General features: G+C 62.9%; 19 protein-coding genes. 14 read left to right on the plus strand and 5 right to left on the minus strand.

What is annotated here, in order from left to right:
- The first annotated feature begins 19 nt into the window (after window positions 1-19).
- From rnr to rpmG, 4 genes are all read left to right on the plus strand, one after another.
- Window positions 20-2,293 (plus strand): ribonuclease R, encoded by a 2,274-nt coding sequence (gene rnr, locus AC5I5I_RS23420; RefSeq protein ID WP_495977143.1) that lies wholly within the window; start codon window positions 20-22, stop codon window positions 2,291-2,293.
- Window positions 2,294-2,298: 5 nt separating this feature from the next.
- On the plus strand, window positions 2,299-2,733 hold the full coding sequence (locus AC5I5I_RS23425) for a DUF983 domain-containing protein (protein WP_495977145.1): 435 nt from the start codon (window positions 2,299-2,301) through the stop codon (window positions 2,731-2,733).
- Window positions 2,721-3,464, plus strand: a complete 744-nt coding sequence (locus AC5I5I_RS23430) for an NUDIX hydrolase (RefSeq protein WP_495977146.1) — start codon at window positions 2,721-2,723, stop codon at window positions 3,462-3,464. The genes AC5I5I_RS23425 and AC5I5I_RS23430 overlap by 13 nt, the downstream gene beginning before the upstream one ends.
- Before the next feature lie 73 nt (window positions 3,465-3,537).
- Window positions 3,538-3,705 (plus strand): 50S ribosomal protein L33, encoded by a 168-nt coding sequence (gene rpmG / locus AC5I5I_RS23435; RefSeq protein WP_325704970.1) that lies wholly within the window; start codon window positions 3,538-3,540, stop codon window positions 3,703-3,705.
- 423 nt (window positions 3,706-4,128) lie between these two features.
- Here the strand turns inward: rpmG and AC5I5I_RS23440 are convergent, their stop codons facing one another.
- Both AC5I5I_RS23440 and AC5I5I_RS23445 read right to left on the minus strand, forming a co-directional pair.
- Window positions 4,129-5,502 carry a PleD family two-component system response regulator gene (locus AC5I5I_RS23440; protein WP_495977147.1) on the minus strand — a complete coding sequence of 458 codons (1,374 nt, stop codon included), beginning with the start codon at window positions 5,500-5,502 and terminating at the stop codon, window positions 4,129-4,131.
- Window positions 5,503-5,516: 14 nt separating this feature from the next.
- On the minus strand, window positions 5,517-5,888 hold the full coding sequence (locus AC5I5I_RS23445; RefSeq protein ID WP_495977149.1) for a response regulator: 372 nt from the start codon (window positions 5,886-5,888) through the stop codon (window positions 5,517-5,519).
- A 134-nt stretch (window positions 5,889-6,022) separates the two neighbouring features.
- Between AC5I5I_RS23445 and AC5I5I_RS23450 the strand changes: the two genes are divergently transcribed.
- Both AC5I5I_RS23450 and AC5I5I_RS23455 read left to right on the plus strand, forming a co-directional pair.
- Complete coding sequence (locus AC5I5I_RS23450) at window positions 6,023-6,319, plus strand: DUF3572 domain-containing protein (RefSeq protein ID WP_495977150.1); 297 nt, start codon at window positions 6,023-6,025, stop codon at window positions 6,317-6,319.
- Window positions 6,320-6,362: 43 nt separating this feature from the next.
- A complete protein-coding gene (locus tag AC5I5I_RS23455; protein WP_495977151.1) occupies window positions 6,363-7,622 on the plus strand; it encodes a DNA polymerase IV in 1,260 nt (419 codons plus the stop codon).
- 11 nt (window positions 7,623-7,633) lie between these two features.
- Here AC5I5I_RS23455 and AC5I5I_RS23460 read toward each other — a convergent pair whose 3' ends face one another.
- Complete coding sequence (locus AC5I5I_RS23460; protein WP_495977152.1) at window positions 7,634-8,479, minus strand: cell envelope integrity EipB family protein; 846 nt, start codon at window positions 8,477-8,479, stop codon at window positions 7,634-7,636.
- A 131-nt stretch (window positions 8,480-8,610) separates the two neighbouring features.
- Here AC5I5I_RS23460 and AC5I5I_RS23465 point away from each other — a divergent pair, with 131 nt between their 5' ends.
- The 4 genes from AC5I5I_RS23465 to AC5I5I_RS23480 are packed head-to-tail and all read left to right on the plus strand — an operon-like array spanning window position 8,611 to window position 11,541.
- Complete coding sequence (locus AC5I5I_RS23465; protein ID WP_495977153.1) at window positions 8,611-9,078, plus strand: RidA family protein; 468 nt, start codon at window positions 8,611-8,613, stop codon at window positions 9,076-9,078.
- 12 nt (window positions 9,079-9,090) lie between these two features.
- Window positions 9,091-9,819: a glycerophosphodiester phosphodiesterase family protein gene (locus AC5I5I_RS23470; RefSeq protein WP_495977155.1), complete on the plus strand. Its 729-nt coding sequence runs from the start codon at window positions 9,091-9,093 to the stop codon at window positions 9,817-9,819.
- Between the two features lie 22 nt (window positions 9,820-9,841).
- Window positions 9,842-11,107 (plus strand): GNAT family N-acetyltransferase, encoded by a 1,266-nt coding sequence (locus AC5I5I_RS23475; protein ID WP_495977156.1) that lies wholly within the window; start codon window positions 9,842-9,844, stop codon window positions 11,105-11,107.
- A gap of 5 nt (window positions 11,108-11,112) precedes the next feature.
- Window positions 11,113-11,541, plus strand: coding sequence for an HIT family protein (locus AC5I5I_RS23480; RefSeq protein ID WP_495977158.1), 429 nt, complete (start codon window positions 11,113-11,115; stop codon window positions 11,539-11,541).
- A gap of 6 nt (window positions 11,542-11,547) precedes the next feature.
- Here the strand turns inward: AC5I5I_RS23480 and AC5I5I_RS23485 are convergent, their stop codons facing one another.
- Window positions 11,548-11,898, minus strand: a complete 351-nt coding sequence (locus AC5I5I_RS23485; RefSeq protein ID WP_495977160.1) for an AzlD domain-containing protein — start codon at window positions 11,896-11,898, stop codon at window positions 11,548-11,550.
- On the minus strand, window positions 11,895-12,629 hold the full coding sequence (locus AC5I5I_RS23490; RefSeq protein ID WP_495977161.1) for an AzlC family ABC transporter permease: 735 nt from the start codon (window positions 12,627-12,629) through the stop codon (window positions 11,895-11,897). Before AC5I5I_RS23490 ends, AC5I5I_RS23485 begins: the two co-directional genes overlap by 4 nt.
- Window positions 12,630-12,997: 368 nt before the next feature.
- On the opposite strand from AC5I5I_RS23490, the gene AC5I5I_RS23495 reads away from it, so the two are divergent.
- The 4 genes from AC5I5I_RS23495 to AC5I5I_RS23510 all read left to right on the plus strand — a co-directional run bounded on the left by AC5I5I_RS23495 (window position 12,998) and on the right by AC5I5I_RS23510 (window position 16,811).
- Window positions 12,998-13,273 carry a hypothetical protein gene (locus tag AC5I5I_RS23495; protein WP_495977163.1) on the plus strand — a complete coding sequence of 92 codons (276 nt, stop codon included), beginning with the start codon at window positions 12,998-13,000 and terminating at the stop codon, window positions 13,271-13,273.
- A gap of 57 nt (window positions 13,274-13,330) precedes the next feature.
- On the plus strand, window positions 13,331-14,530 hold the full coding sequence (zigA, locus tag AC5I5I_RS23500) for a zinc metallochaperone GTPase ZigA (protein ID WP_495977165.1): 1,200 nt from the start codon (window positions 13,331-13,333) through the stop codon (window positions 14,528-14,530).
- Window positions 14,531-14,653: 123 nt separating this feature from the next.
- Complete coding sequence (locus AC5I5I_RS23505) at window positions 14,654-15,277, plus strand: glutathione S-transferase family protein (RefSeq protein WP_495977167.1); 624 nt, start codon at window positions 14,654-14,656, stop codon at window positions 15,275-15,277.
- 154 nt (window positions 15,278-15,431) lie between these two features.
- Window positions 15,432-16,811, plus strand: a complete 1,380-nt coding sequence (locus AC5I5I_RS23510; protein WP_495977169.1) for a PAS domain-containing HWE histidine kinase family protein — start codon at window positions 15,432-15,434, stop codon at window positions 16,809-16,811.
- Window positions 16,812-16,839 lie beyond the last annotated feature (28 nt).

The following is a 16,839-nucleotide window of genomic DNA, read 5'->3' on the forward strand; positions in this document are numbered from 1 at the left end:
GGCCACATCACAGGTCATCTTGGCCAAAACGAAACAACACGCCGCGTTTCCCTCCCGCGAGCAGTTGCTTGCCTTCATCAAGGATCACACCGGAGAAGCAGGCACGCGCGAGATCGCGCGCGCCTTCGGCCTGAAGAATGCCGATCGCGCGCAGCTCAAACGCGTGCTGCGCGACCTCGCCGACGAGGGCGCCGTCGAAAAGCGCCGCAAGACGCTGCACAAGCCCGGCACCCTGCCCTCGATCACACTCGCCGACATCGTCGAACGCGACCGCGACGGCGAAATCATCGCGGTGCCGACCGAGTGGGATGAAGAGGCGCATGGCGAGGTGCCGCGCATCCGGGTCCTGACGCCACGCAAGCTTAAAGTCGGCGAAGCCGCAGGGATCGGTGATCGCGCGCTGCTGCGCATCGAAAAGCTTTCCGAACGCGACGGCACGGCTACCTATTCCGGCCGCGTCATCAAGGTTCTCGACCGCGCCAAAAAGCGGACGATCGGAATCTTCCGCAGCCTTCCCGGCGGCGGTGGCCGCCTCGTCCCGGTCGACAAGAAAGCGCTCGGCCGCGAACTCGCGATTGCGCCCAATGCCACACTGGATGCGGAGGATGGCGAACTGGTCGCCGCCGACGTGGCCAAGGAAGGCCGCTTCGGTCTCCCGTCCGCACGCATCAAGGAGCGGCTCGGATCGCTGAAGGGCGAAAAGGCGGTCAGCCTGATTGCCATCCATGCGCACAACATCCCGCAGGTGTTTTCGCGCGAGGCGCTGGCCGAAGCCGATGCCGCGAAACCTGCCGACCTGTCCGGCGGCCGCGAGGACTGGCGGAAGCTGCCGCTGGTCACCATCGATCCGGCCGACGCCAAGGACCACGACGACGCGGTTTACGCAGAGCCCGACACCAGCCCCGATAATCGTGGCGGCCATATCGTTACGGTCGCGATTGCCGATGTGGCTCATTACGTGCGCCCCGGCTCGGCGCTCGATCGCGAGGCGCTGGATCGCGGCAACTCGGTCTATTTCCCGGACCGTGTGGTGCCGATGCTGCCGGAGCGCATCTCCAACGATCTGTGTTCTCTGAAGCCGCAGGTCGACCGCGCCGCCATCGCGGTGCGGATGGTGATCGCGCCGGACGGCCGCAAGCGCTCGCATAGCTTTCACCGCATTCTGATGCGCTCCGCTGCCAAGCTGCATTACGCGCAGGCGCAGGACGCGATCGACGGCCGGACCGACGACACCACCGGGCCGATCAAGGAAACCGTGCTCGATCCGCTCTACGCCGCCTATCGCGCCGTGAAGAAGGCGCGCGACGTCCGTGGACCGCTCGATCTCGATCTGCCGGAGCGCAAGATTCTCTTGAATGCCGATGGCACCCTCGACCGGGTCATCATGCCGGAGCGCCTCGACGCGCACCGGTTGATCGAGGAATTCATGATCCTCGCCAATGTCGCGGCGGCCGAAACGCTCGAGCGTGCCAGTGTCCCGCAGATTTATCGCGTCCACGACGAGCCCTCGCTGGAAAAGGTCGAGGGACTGCGCGATCTGCTGCGCACCCTCGACATGTCGTTCCCGAAGGGCGCGGTGCTGCGGCCGGCCTTGTTCAATTCGGTGCTGCAGCAGGTCAAGGACACCGAGACCGAAACGCTGGTGAACGAAGTGGTGCTGCGCAGCCAGGCGCAGGCCGAATATTCGGCGGAGAATTACGGGCATTTCGGACTGGCGTTGCGGCGCTATGCGCATTTCACATCGCCGATCCGCCGGTATGCAGACCTTATCGTACACCGCGCCCTGATCCGTGCGCTCAAGTCCGGTGACGGCGCGCTGCCGGAGGGCATGGACCTCAAGAGCCTGAACGAGATTTCCGCCCGTATTTCCGCGGCCGAACGGCGTGCCATGGCGGCCGAGCGCGACACCAATGACCGGCTGATCGCGCATCACATGGCCGACCGGGTCGGCGCCACTTTCGAGGGCCGCATCGGGGGCGTCACCGGCGCCGGACTGTTCGTGAAGCTTGACGAAACCGGCGCCGACGGATTCATTCCGGCGCGGACCATCGGCGATGACTATTTCCAGTATCACGAGGACCGTCACGCCATGATCGGGCGATCCAGCGGCGAAACCTACCGGCTGGGCGATAACGTCACGGTCAAGCTGGTCGAAGCGATCCCGGTTGCCGGCGCGCTTCGTTTCGAGTTGGTATCGGCCGGTCGTGCCGGCAAACGCGTGGCCCTTCGTTCGACCCGCTCCCGCCCGGGCGCCCGGCGGGATGACAAGTTGCCGCGAAAGCGGCGAGGATGACGATGATGACGGATGCAATCTCGACCAACCCGCGCGACCAATGGCTTGCCATCAGGCGCGGCCTCGCCTCGACGTGCCCGGCTTGCGGCCAGGGCCGGATGTTCCGCGGGCTTCTGAAGGTCAACGACAATTGCCCGGCCTGCGACGAACCGCTGCATCACCACCGCGCGGACGACTTTCCGGCGTATCTGAATATCGTGCTCGTCGGTCACATCGTGGTGCCGCTGGTGCTCGCGGTCGAGACAGCATTCGCACCGGCTTACTGGGTGCATGCGGTGATCTGGCTGCCGCTGCTGCTCATTCTCGCATTCGCGCTGATGCACCCGATCAAGGGCGCCGTGGTCGCCTGGCAATGGGCGATGCGCATGCACGGCTTCGACCCCAATGGCAGCATCGACGACCCGCTCCCGGTGACGACCTCGACCAAATGCGCGAACTGACCGATCTCGAACAACGGCTCACCGCGGCGGAGCGGGAGCGCGCGTCTCCGAACGTGCGGCCGAAGGATGCGGCGACGCTGATGATCGTCGACCGCTCCGGCTCGACGCCGAAGGTGCTGCTCGGCAAGCGCCATCACGGCCACAAATTCATGCCTGGAAAATTCGTGTTTCCCGGCGGCCGGCTCGAACCCAGCGACCGGCTGATGCCAGCGGCGACGCCGCTCAATCCTTATACCGAACAATATCTGATGCGGAGCATGAGACGGCCGAGCATCGCGCGGGCCAAGGGGCTTGCGCTCGCGGCGATCCGCGAGACCTTCGAAGAAACCGGTCTGATCCTCGGCGCGAAACGGGACGGCGAAATGCCGGTGCCGGAGGGCCCATGGGCCGATTTTGCCAAGGCCGGCTTCTATCCGGACCTGTCGTCCCTGCATTTCGTCGCCCGCGCAATCACGCCGTCGCGGCGGCCGCGCCGCTTCGACACCCGCTTTTTCGCCGTCGACGCCTCAACCATCGCGCACAAGGTGGACAACGTGGTCCATCCGGACGCGGAACTGGTCGAACTGGTGTGGATGCCGATCTCGGAGGCGCGCAGCCTGGACTTGCCGACGATCACGGGAGTCGTGCTGCAGGAACTAGAGGCGCGGGTTTCGGCCGGTTTCGGGCATGACCTGCCGGTCCCGTTCTACCGGATGCCGCGGAAAGTATTCTTCCGCGATTTGATCTCGTGATCCGCAGTTTCCTTGACATTGGCGGCTTTGCCGCTAGTTTCCGCGCAAATCCCCGTCATTTTTGAGGTCGATTATGGCCAAGGCCGTCACCATCAAGGTCAAGCTCGTGTCCACTGCCGACACCGGCTACTACTATGTCAGCAAGAAAAATTCCCGGACGATGACCGACAAGCTGGCGAAGAAGAAATACGATCCGATCGCGAAGAAGCACGTCGAGTTCCGCGAAGCCAAGATCAAGTAAGGGCGCCGGGCTTCCGCCGCCTGCGCCTCTCATTTTTCACAACTTTTAATTGCAAAATTTTTGCGGACCAGCCACAGTAAAGGTGGCCGGCCGGAAGCGATGTTATGAGGAGGCCACTCGTCCACCGCTCCCGGGCCGGCCGAACCCCACGGACCCAGGAGATGCGGCGGACCTGAGCACTCCGTAGGGTTTTCAAAGAGCTGGAACGTCGGGGCCGCCGCCGCGGCTGGCCCGTCCAGCGCTCAAGCTGCCTTCGCTTGATCCGCCTTTCGTCCCGGATTGGAACCTAATCCCTCACCCCTCGGAAATCAAAGGCGAACTCCCGGCCGCACGGGTAAGCTTCCGTCAACGTAAAGGATTAAGGTTTCCGCCCGTGGCGGCGTGTGCCGGGGAACGCATGCGCATCCGCGTTCCCGTACCCCGTCAGGCCGCGTCCGCGACCACCCGGTTGCGGCCATCGCGCTTGGCACGGTAGAGCGCCTGGTCCGCCCGCTTGAGCAGCTGCGCGGCGGTGTCGTGCGAGGATTCGAGCGAGGCAATCCCGATCGAGATCGTCACGTCGATGTTGCGGCGGCCCTGTTCGATCGGAAACGGCTCGGCCGCGATCTTGCGGCGCAGGCGCTCTGCAACCGTGGCAGCCACGGCCATGTCGGTCTCCGGCATCACCACGACGAATTCCTCGCCGCCGATGCGGCAGGCCAGATCGATGCCGCGGATCGACTTGCGGACGCGGATGGCGAATTCGCGCAGCACGTCGTCGCCGCAATCGTGGCCGTAGGTGTCGTTGATCGACTTGAAATAATCGATGTCGAGCACGAGCACGGCCAGCGGCTTGCCACGCGAGCCGGCCAGTTCGACCAGTTTGCCGAGATGGCTTTCCATGTAGCGGCGGTTATGCAGGCCGGTCAGGGCATCGGTGATCGCCGCCTCGATCGACATCTGCACATTGTCGCGCAGGCGCTCGGTATAGCGCTTGCGCCGGATCTGGGTGCGCACGCGCGCCTGCAATTCGTGACCGTCGACCGGCCGCAGCAGATAGTCGTTGACGCCGATCTCGAGCCCGCGCATCAGCCGCGCGGTGTCGTCCGGCTCGCAGATCGCGAGGATCGGCAGATTGCGGGTGCGTTCGAGCGAGCGGAGCTGGCTGCACAGGCGCAGCCCGTCGAAATTCTCCAGGCTGAGCGAGACGATGAGGAGTTCGTAATTGCCCTCCGCAGACCGGAATAAAGCGGCGCTCGGATCGGGCTCGATCTCGACGATGTGCTCTTCTTCGAGCATTGCGGCGAGCCTTTCATAGGAGGAACGGCGGTCGTCCACCAGCAGAATGCGGCCCTGGCGCCCCTGCTCCGTGATCGCCTCCCGCTCCGCGCTCTCGATGCCGATCTCGCGCGACGTCGCCGCGCGCATCCGCAATTCGTCGGTCATCATCTTCAGGCGCGTCAGCGAACGCACGCGCGCAATCAGTGCGATGTCCGAGACCGGCTTGGTGAGAAAGTCATCGGCACCGGCCTGCAACCCCGCAATCCTGTCCGACGGCTGATCGAGCGCCGTCACCATCACGACGGGAATGTGGTGCGTCGCCGGATTGCTCTTGAGCTTGCGGCACACTTCGAAACCGTCAAGACCCGGCATCATCACGTCGAGCAGCACGATGTCGCATTCGGCGCGCTCGCAGGCCGCCAAAGCCTCGGCGCCGCTATTGGCGGTCGTCACGTCGAAATACTCGGCGGACAGCCGCGCCTCGAGCAGCTTCACGTTCGCGGGAACATCGTCAACGACAAGGACTCTTGCGGTCATGAGAATTTCAGCTTCTAAGCGTTGCCAAGAAAGTGGCGGATCGTTTCGATGAATTTGCCGACCGAAATTGGCTTTGAAAGATATGCTTCGCAGCCGCCGGCGCGGATGCGCTCCTCGTCGCCCTTCATTGCAAATGCGGTTACGGCCACGACCGGAATGGCTTTCAGCTCAGCATCGTCCTTCAGCCATTTGGTGACTTCGAGACCGGACACCTCGGGCAATTGGATGTCCATCAGGATGAGGTCGGGCCGATGCCGGCGCGCGAGATCCAGCGCGTCGATCCCGTTGCGGGTGCCGACGGTATGGTAGCCGTGCGCTTCCAGCAGATCGTGGAAGAGCTTCATATTGAGCTCATTGTCCTCCACGATCAGGACCGTCTTGGCCATTCCCCGCCCCTCCTGGGCACTTTTTTAACCCGCCCAGCGTCCCAAGGCATGTACTGCACGCCCGCAAAAATGCGAGGTCGGGCACGGTTCTTCACGGTAGTTTCCATTCCTTACGGAAAGGCAAACGCAACGCTATGGATCACAAGGCAAAAGGCAGCGTAGACGCGAAAAATGTGGCAATTCGGGCGCTCTTCTTCCTGGCGGCCGATGAAGCCCGGCTGGGCCGATTTCTGGCGGCAACCGGTATTGGCCCGGCGGAGATCAGAGCAGCCGCGCGCGAGCCACGCTTCCTCGCCGGCGTGCTCGACCACATGACGGAGGACGAATCGGCCATGCTGGCGTTTTCGCAGGAGACCGGTATCCCGCCGGAGCACATTGCGCGTGCCCGGGACATGTTGTCCGGGCCGCCTGTCGAGCGCGACACCCCATGACCGCACACGACCGCACATTCTGAACGGACCCGGGCAACCTGACATGCAGGGATTCTGCCGCGACTGCCTCGCCGATGCCGGTTCCGGCCTGCGCTGCGGCACGTGCGGTTCGCCTCGCCTCGCCCGTCATCCGGAACTTCACGACCTGTCGGTCGCGCATGTCGACTGCGACGCGTTCTATGCGACCATCGAGAAGCGCGACGACCCCTCGCTTGCAGACAAGCCGCTGATCATCGGCGGCGGTACCCGGGGTGTCGTATCGACCGCCTGCTACATTGCCCGCACCTACGGTGTTCATTCTGCCATGCCGATGTTCAAGGCGCGGCGGCTCTGCCCGGATGCGGTGGTGGTCCGACCCAACATGCAAAAATACGTCGCCGTCGCCCGTCAGGTGCGCGCATTGATGCGGGATCTGACCCCGCTGGTCGAACCGGTCTCGATCGACGAAGCATTTCTTGACCTGTCGGGAACGCAGCGCCTGCACGGCCGGAGTGCTGCGCAATCGCTTGCGCGCTTTGCCGCGACGGTCGAGAAGGACATCGGCATCACGGTATCGATCGGCCTCTCCTATAACAAGTTTCTCGCCAAGATCGCGTCCGACCTCGACAAGCCCCGCGGCTTCGCCATGCTCGGGCGCGCCGAAGCGATGTCGTTCCTCGCACCGAAACCGATCTCGATCATCTTCGGTGTCGGCAAGGTGACGCAGGAGCGGCTTGCCCGCGACGGCTTTCGCACAATTGCCGATGTGCAGAGGCACGACGAACGCGAACTGATGCGGCGGCTCGGCGCCGAAGGCCAGCGGTTGAGCCGGCTCGCCCGCGGCATCGACATCCGCAAGGTGGTTCCGGATCGGGATGCGAAGAGCGTCTCGGCCGAAACCACCTTCGATACCGACATCGCCGCGCTTCGACCTCTGGAACGGATCTTGTGGGATCTCAGCGAACGCGTGTCGGCGCGACTCAAGGCGAGCGATATCAGCGGCTCGACCGTCACCCTGAAGCTCAAGTCGGCGGATTTTCAGACGCGCACCCGCGCCCGCTCGCTCAGCGACCCGACGCAACTCGCACAGCGCATTTTCGATTGCGGGCGAGAATTGCTTGGCAAGGAAGTCGACGGCACCAAATTCCGGCTGATAGGAATCGGCGTGTCGAACCTTCAAACTGCGCAGGCGGCAGACCCCGACGACCTGCTGGACCCGCGCGCGCGCAAAGCCGCGACCAGCGAGCGGGCCGTCGATACGCTGCGGGCGAAGTTCGGCCGCAGCGCCATCAAGCGCGGCCTCGCGCTGGACGATGGCGGCTAAACTTCAGGCCGTCACTTGCAGGGCGTCGTGGGGCGGGTTTCAAGCGACGTCATCGTGCCGGATACGACGAAATCGTTATAGTCGAGTGCCAGCGAGCGGGAGATCCCGTTTTCGTAAAGCTCGAACTTGATGCCATAGACCGGCAGCTGGTCTCCATCTGCCTTCGACTTGTCGAAATAGCTGATGCTCACAGGCCATCTGCGCAGCTTCGACAACTGTTCGTCCTTGCCCGCGGCATCATCGGGCTTGTTTGTTTCCGGCTCGATCGGCTGTCCGATGACCGTGAGGGTGTCGTAGATTTTCTCGCCGGTGTCGGACCCATCGAACACCAGCCCCTGCAACAGCGTCTTTCCCTCGCGCGCGGCGGCGATGATCCGGCGCATATGGTCGGTCGGAAACATGACATCGGCGTCGACACCGAAATTCTTACCCGATGGCTTGCTCAGATTGACGACGGCTTTGGCGGCCTCGCGCTCGGCACGGCCATCGACCGAGGATTTCAGCTTCTGATCGACGAAGTTCTGCGAGTTGAACCGGAACATTTTCGCGGCGGCATCTTCCCATGTCGTGGCCCGCATGTCGGTCATGAGCCTGACGCCCTCGCCCGCATCGATCTCGGACACCTGACGAAACTGCAGCGCGTAGCCTTCGCACTGGCTGCCGGAAAAGTCGTAGAGGATGCGGCCACGCACCGCTTCGACCGGCCGGTTGCCGCGCGACGATGCCAGCTTGAGATCGTAGACGGCCCGATGCGAGGCAAATTCGGTGGCCCCGGCATTCTGCACAGGGGCCGCGAGGCCGATGCCGGACGACATCGCCAGGGCCGCAATTGTGCTCAGGAACAAGGCATCTCTCATGGAATTCGAATCCTGTGATCCGGAGATAAACTCGGCGACGGCCCGTTGCAACTGGACCACTTGCGGAGCCATCATCAATCGGCGAAGAGAATACGTCCATTCTGAGGCGCATTGGCGCAGGAGAGATTAAAATGGCAGGTGCCGTCGAGAAGAAGCTGGCCGACCTTGGAATCGTACTGCCGACGCCGGCCGCCCCGCTCGCGAACTATGTCGGCTTCGTGCGGACCGGCAGCCTGCTCGTGGTGTCCGGACAGCTCTGCCTCGATATCGAAGGCAAGCTCGTGGCCAAGGGCAAGCTCGGCGCCGAGGTCTCGGTAGAAGACGGCCAGAAGGCCGCGCGCGCCTGCGCCGTCAATGTGCTGGCCCAGGTGAAGGCTGCACTCGGCGATCTCGACAAAGTCGTCCGCGTGGTGCGGCTTGGCGGATTCATCAGCTCCGTCCCGGCCTTCCTCGATGGACCCAAAGTCATGAACGGGGCCTCCGACATGATGGTGACGGCGTTCGCCGAAAAGGGTCGTCATGCCCGCACGACGATTGGCGTTTCGGTGCTGCCGCTGGATGCTGCCGTCGAAGTCGAAGGCATGTTCGAGGTGGCCTGACGGCAAGAACTCATGCCCGGCCTCGACTGGCTGACCGCGCGGCCGGTGGCGCATCGCGGCTTGCACGACGCAGCACAGGGCGTCGTCGAGAACACGGAATCGGCATTTTCAGCCGCGATTGCTGGGCAGTATGCGATCGAATGCGATCTTCAACTCGCGGCCGATGGCGAAGCCATGGTTTTCCATGACGACACGCTCGACCGTCTGACCGAAGCGCATGGCGCGCTTGCCTCCTTCGCCTCGTCTGAATTGAAGACCATCGCCTTCCGGGCGACGCGCGATCGAATGATGTCGCTGGGAGATCTGTGCGATCTCGTGGCCGGGCGCGTCCCCCTGATCCTTGAAGTGAAAAGCGGTTTCGATGGCAATCCGACGCTATCGAACCGCCTCGCCGCGGTCGTGCAAGGTTATGCCGGTCCGGTTGCCGCCATGTCGTTCGATCCCGATATGGTGCAGGCATTGCGAGCCGCTGCGCCATGGTTGCCGCGCGGTCTGGTTGCGCAGGGCGCCAAGGATAACGGCCATGCGGGCATCGACGAGCGCCGCTATGCAGCGACAGCATTCCGCGCGAGACCGCATTTTCTGGCCTGGTCGGTGCGCGACCTCCCCGCCTTCTGGCCGCTGCTTGGCCGCTGGGCCTTCGGCTTGCCGCTCCTGACCTGGACGGTCCGCACCGAGGCAGAGGCGACCCGCGCGCGGCGCTGGGCCGACCAGATGATTTTCGAAGGATTTCGGCCATAAAACTGGGCTAGGAACTGCCAGAATGTCCGAAACCGACGTCCCGCAAAGCCCGATCGAACTTCAACTCCGGATCGTATCCGATCTCGGCGAGGTCCCCGCCGGGGACTGGAATGCGTGCGCCGGCAATGAGACGACCGACGCCGCTCAGACCTCGGATGAACCGGATCATCCGAAAACTGATCTGCTTCAGGCCGACGCCCGCTGGGCCGCCAATCCGTTTGTCTCTCACGCGTTTCTGTCGGCGCTCGAGCGATCCGGTTCGGCGACGCCGCGCACCGGCTGGGCGCCGCAACACCTGGTTGCCGAGACCAAGGAGGGCGAGGTCCTCGGCGCGGTTCCCTGCTATCTCAAGTCGCATTCGCGCGGCGAATACGTGTTCGACCAGGGCTGGGCCGACGCCTATGAGCGCGCGGGCGGGAGTTATTATCCCAAGCTCCAGGTCTCGGTGCCGTTCACGCCGGCGACCGGACCGCGACTCCTGGTCAAGCCATCGCCCTATGCTGACGCAGTGAAGGACGCACTCGCGACCGGCCTCGTGACCCTGTGCGAACGCCGGCAGGCCTCGTCCGTCCACGCAACCTTCTTGCCGCAGGCGGATTGGGACCGGCTGCGCACCAAGGGCTTTCTGAAACGGACCGACCAGCAATTCCACTGGCGCAACGAGGGTTACGGCAGCTTCGATGACTTTCTGTCGGCGCTCGCGTCCCGCAAGCGCAAGGCGATCCGCCGCGAGCGCCGAGAGGCCGTCGACAGCGGCATCACCATCCATCCGCTCACCGGCAGCGACCTGACCGAGGCCGTGTGGGACGATTTCTTCGCCTTCTATATCGACACCGGATCGCGCAAATGGGGTCGGCCTTATCTCACCCGCACGTTCTTCTCACTGATCGGCCAGGAGATGGCGGACCGGATCCTGCTGGTCATGGCCAAACGCGACGGACGCTATATCGCCGGCGCGATCAACTTCATCGGCGCCGGCGCGCTGTTTGGCCGGCATTGGGGTGCGATCGAGCATCACCCGTTCCTGCATTTCGAGCTTTGCTATTACCAGGCCATCGACTTCGCGATCGCCCACAAGCTCGCGACCGTGGAAGCCGGCGCGCAGGGCGAACACAAGCTGGCGCGCGGATATGCGCCGGTCACGACCTACTCGTCCCACTACATTGCCGATCCGGGGCTGCGCCGCGCCATTGCGGATTATCTCAAGCGCGAGCGCGCCTATGTGGATGCGGCGGGGCGCGAGCTTGAACAATTGACCCCCTTCCGCAAGATGGCGGAACAGGAGTAGCGACCATGCCGGCTTACGACCCGAACAATATTTTCGCCAAGATCATTCGCGGCGAACTGCCCTGCCACAAGGTCTATGAGGACGACCGCGTGCTGGTGTTCCTCGACATCATGCCGCGTGCGCCCGGGCATGCGCTGGTGATCCCGAAAAGCGCCGCCCGCAACATCCTCGACGTCGACCCTGACGATCTCGCGCATGTGGCGAAGATCGCCCAGAAGGTGGCGCGTGCCGGCATGCAGGTGTTTTCGGCCGACGGCGTCACCGTGCAGCAATTCAACGAGAATGCCGGCGGCCAGGTGGTGTTTCACCTGCATGTGCATGTAATCCCGCGCAAGGAAGGCATCGCGATGAAACCGCCTGCGAGCGAAAAGGAGAAGCCGGAGGTGCTGGGCGATCAGGCGAAAAAGCTGTCCGACGCGATGGCGTCCGCGTAGCTGTAGCTAAAGCAGCGGCCACAGCAGCGCGCCGCAGATCAGCACCGCCTCGCCGGTGGCGACGCCGAGGAAGATCGAGCGCCGGAACGCCACAAAAGCAGCAAAACCGGCGACGATCGCGGCCAAGCGTATCGACAGCGGCACGGTCGCGAGCGCACCCGGCGCGAAAAAGATCAGCTTGGCAATGACGGCGGCAAGCACCGCGGTCGCGACCGCCCGCACCCAGACCAGAATTTCGGAGCCTTCATCGATCCCACGCGCCAACGCGAAACCGAGCAAGCGCCAGATTTCGTTGGGCAGAAAGCCGACCAGGATCAGGACGACATAGGGCCACAATGCCGATGTGGTGAGGCTCATCGCATGCTCTCCCGCACGCGATGGGCGATGTAGGCGATGGTGCCGCCGGCAATCCCCGCCCACAACACGTCGAGTTCGACGGCGGCAAATGCGAGCGCCGGGCCGATGATCAGCCCGAGGATCAGCGCAAGCCGGTCGACCAGAAGGCTCGAATTGCGCGCGATCGAAACCAGAAACGACATCGGCGTCAGGAATAGCAGCGCCGCGGTCAGCAAGACCGGCAGCCGCGCAGCCAGGTAATAGCCCGCCACCGTCGCGATCATCGCGGACGCCATGTAGCCGCAGGCGAGCCCGTTGCAGAACGGGATGCGACGCTCGACCGGCATTTGCGGCGCGAGGCGCATCGATTCCACCCACATGCTGACAGCGGTGAAATGCGCCGGCAGCAGAAGCTGCCAGGTGCGCGTTTTCGGGCCGCGCAGGATCGGCATCAACGACACCACCATCGGCAGCAGCCGGACGCCGCTTAAACCCACGGCTACCGCGACCTCGATCAGCTTTGCACCGCCGCCGAGGGTGGAGATCAGGATCACCTGGGCCGGCCCGGCCCAGACCAGCAGCGTCGACAACGTCACCCACAGCAGGCTGAAGTCGAGATCATAGGCGAGCGCACCGACGCCGATATAGGTGCCGAACAGCACATAGGCGAACACCGACAGCCATGCCGAGCGAACGCCGCCGATCCATGCGGCGGTGTTGCTGGGAAAATCGATTCTGTGAGGCTCCGGCATCCGCCGCACAATGCTGAACCGCACGCACAAGAACAACGTCCAACCGCTTCATGGCGCGGACTTAATGCTGCATGGGTGACGCGGAGCGTTTCACATGAACATAGTCCTATGCTGCACAGAGCTACCTTTAGAACAGCCGTCGAGCATCGCTCCTCGCCCATGCTCATGCGAAAGCTCGGCGGATTTTTGCACTGTTTCAGTCAGGTGACATCGCCGGTCCGCTGCATCTGCGATCTGTGCCGGACGGACATGAACGGCCGTGCGTTCTCCGAGGCCGCCCCACCGCCCGCCTCGCTCACCCTCGAACCGGAGCAGGTCTTGAACATGAAAAATGTTATGTTATAACATAACCTAATTGGAGCGCCATGATGAGCTTGCTGCAGGACCAAAGCGCCGCGTCCCAGGACGACGACACCCACGACATCATCCCGCCCGGATTCCTGCAGGCTCGCGACTGTCTCCGAAGCGGCATCGGGCAGGCTAACGCATCCGGAACTCCGGAGACCTCCCTGCTCGCGGCATTGCTGGCGGAAACGCTGCCGCGGCTGGTCAACACCTACGGTCCCGCGCAGGCCGCAGTGATCCTGTCGCGGCTTGCGCATGACATCGGCAGCGGCGTCGCGCCGAATTGCAAACCGCAATAGCGCGCCCTGCTCCACCTCGCATGAAACCATTCGCAAACATTTTCGGATCCCCCCGCAATGCAACGACTTCCCGTCACCGTGCTCTCGGGCTTCCTGGGCGCGGGCAAGACCACGCTGATGAATCACATCCTGAACAACCGGCAGGGCAAGCGGGTTGCGGTCATTGTGAACGACATGAGCGAGGTGAACATCGACGCGGACCTGATCCGCGATGGCGGTGCGAACCTCTCGCGGACGAATGAGACACTGGTCGAAATGACCAATGGCTGCATCTGCTGCACCCTGCGCGACGATCTGCTGAAAGAGGTGCGCACACTGGCCGAAGACGGCCGCTTCGACTATCTGCTGATCGAGTCGACCGGAATTTCCGAACCGTTGCCGGTAGCCGCGACCTTCGATTTCCGCGATGAAGACGGCGAGAGCCTGTCGGATGTCGCGCGCCTCGACACCATGGTGACCGTGGTCGATGCCGCCAATCTTTTGAACGAATATGCCTCGACCGACTTCCTGCGCGAGCGCGGTGAATCGCTTGGCGACGATGACAACCGCACCATCGTCGATCTCTTGGTCGAACAGATCGAGTTTGCCGACGTGATCGTGCTCAACAAGATCGACGATGCCGCGCCCGAAAAGGCCGAGGCCGCACGCAAGATCGTGCGCGCGCTCAATCCGGAGGCTGACATCATCGAGTCCAGTTTCTCTCAGGTGCCGATGTCGCGCGTTCTCGGAACCGGCCGCTTCGACTTCGAGCGCGCCCAGCGGCATCCGATCTGGTTCAAGGAACTCTATGAGTTTGCCGACCACAAGCCGGAGACCGAGGAATACGGTATCCAGAGTTTCGTCTATCGCGCCCGCCGCCCGTTCCAGCCGGAGGCATTCCATCGCTTCATCAATTCGACCTGGCCGGGCGTCATCCGGTGCAAGGGACATTTCTGGATCGCGACACGTCCGGACTGGGTCGGCGAGATCAGCCAGGCCGGCGCGATCGTGCGCAGCGAAGGCCGCGGCATGTGGTGGTGCGCGATCCCGCTGGAGCGCTGGCCGCGCCAGCCGGAATGGCGCACCATGCTGAAGTCCTACTGGGACGACACCTGGGGCGACCGCCGGCAGGAGATCGTCTTCATTGGCACCGGCATGGACCAGCGCGAACTGACGCGGAGGCTGGATGCCTGCCTGGTGACGACGCCGGAAACGGACGGGCTCGCTGTCGACGCGTGGAAAGCCCTGCCCGATCCGTTCCCGGTCTGGAAACGCTGACCTCCACAACCCATCGGTCACCGGCGCGCCTTGTGCGCTCACTAATGTCGGCTGGACAAGCCAAATTTGTTCTTGTTATGTTCTAACACTGTATGAGTGGACTGTGTGAGTGAAGGAATGCCGATGGCCGACGAACTCGTGCTCTACACCAACCCGATGTCGCGGGGTCGCGTTGCCCGCTGGATGCTCGAGGAGGTCGGCGCACCATATCGCGTCGAGATTCTCGATTACGCGACCAGCATGAAGGCGCCGGCCTATCTTGCGATCAATCCGATGGGCAAGGTTCCCGCCATCGTTCACAACGGCAAGATCATCACCGAGAATGCCGCGATCTGTGCCTATCTGGCCGATGCGTTTCCCGATGCGGGCCTCGCGCCGGCACCGGCGGAGCGCGCGGATTATTATCGCTGGCTGTTCTTTGCTGCCGGCCCGCTGGAATATGCGGTGACCAACAATGCGTTCGGCATGACGCCACCGGCCGAGCGCGCGGCGGCCGTCGGCTATGGCAGCTACAAACAGGCGCTCGACACGATCGAATACGCGGTGACGCGCATGCCCTTTATCGCCGGCGATCGTTTCACCGCCGCCGACCTCCATGTCGGTGCCCTTCTCGGCTACAGCATGCAATTCGGCACGATCGAAAAGCGGCTGGCCTTTGAGGCTTATTGCGCGAAGGTCGCCGATCGGCCCGCAGCGAAGCGCGCGGCGGCGCTGGACGATGCCGCGATGCCGACAACGCCCTCCTGACCGGCCTGACGTCAACGATACACATTACGACAACGCGATATGAATGGTGAGGCAGCTTGTCGCTCAGAATGACGCAAAAGCTTGTCGTTCGAGCTTGATATTTTGCGTTGGACGCCCATGATATTATGATCACTGAGTTTTTTCATTCAGTTTTATGGCGAATCCACCCGACCCGACACTGATCGGTGCCGACCTGGCTGGGGAGCTTTTCGCTTCCATCGTGGAGCATTCGTTCGACGCGATCGTCTCGAAGGATCTGCAAGGCATCGTTCGAACCTGGAATCGCGGCGCCGAGACGCTGCTCGGATGGTCGTCGGCGGAAATCGTCGGAAAATCCATTCGAGTGATCATACCCGCAGACCTTCTCGGTGAGGAAGATGTCGTACTGAAGCGGATCGTTGCGGGAGAAGTCGTTCCGAAATTCGAAACCACCCGTCAGCACAAAAACGGAAAGCCGGTGCCGCTCGCGATCACGGTCTCTCCGTTGCGCAATTCGTCAGGCCGCATTATCGGCGCTTCGAAAATCGCACACGACATCAGCGAAACGTTGCAGATCCGCGCGAAGCTCGAAGAGAGCGAGAAGCAATTTCGTATGCTGGCCAACAGCATTCCCCAACTTGCATGGATGGCGGACGCAAACGGGTCGATCTTCTGGTACAATGATCGTTGGTACGAATACACTGGCACCACCATCGACCAGGTGCAGGGCTGGGGATGGACCGCTGTCCACCACCCCGATCACGTCGCCCGCGTGAAGGCGCGCATCCAGCAGAGCTGGGACAGCGGCCAGGAGTGGGAGGATACGTTTCCACTGAGAGCCAGCAACGGCGAATATCGCTGGTTTCTCTCACGGGGAAATCCGATCCTCGACCATCAAGGGAACATTTGGCGATGGTTCGGTACGAACACCGACATCACGTTACAGCGCGAACATGAAAATCAAATTCAACTGCTGATGGGAGAAGTCAGCCACCGCGCAAAGAACATGATTTCGATCATCCAGGCTCTGGTTTCGCGGACGGCTGACAAGCGGTACGCCGAAAGCCTGTCGCAGCGGCTGCTCGCACTCGGCCACAATCAGGATATGCTGGCGCAGCGCCGCTGGAAGGGTGTGCCGGTCGGAGAGTTGATAACATCCCAACTCGCAATGGTGTCGGACCTTCTGGGCATGCGGATCCGTTTGACAGGACATCTGGACCTGATGCTCGCACCCGCCGCCGCAGAAGCGATCGGCCTCGCGATTCATGAATTGACCACAAACGCCGTGAAATACGGAGCATTGTCGAAAGCAGGCGGCTCCGTGCATATTGCCTGTTCGGTCATCGACGGAATCGAGCCCGGCAAGTTCGCACTGACATGGCAAGAAAGATGCGACATTCCGATCTCGAAACCCGCTCGCAAAGGCTTCGGAACGGTCATGGTCGAACGCAATCCGCGCTTCGCCCTCGGTGCTGAAATCGATCTCGACTATCCTGCGACCGGGCTCGTCTGGCGGCTGACGGCGCCGCTGGATCGCGTACAGGCCAAACTCTAACGTTGTAAATCGCCTGATCCCAAAAACC

The organism is Pseudorhodoplanes sp., assembly GCF_059499825.1.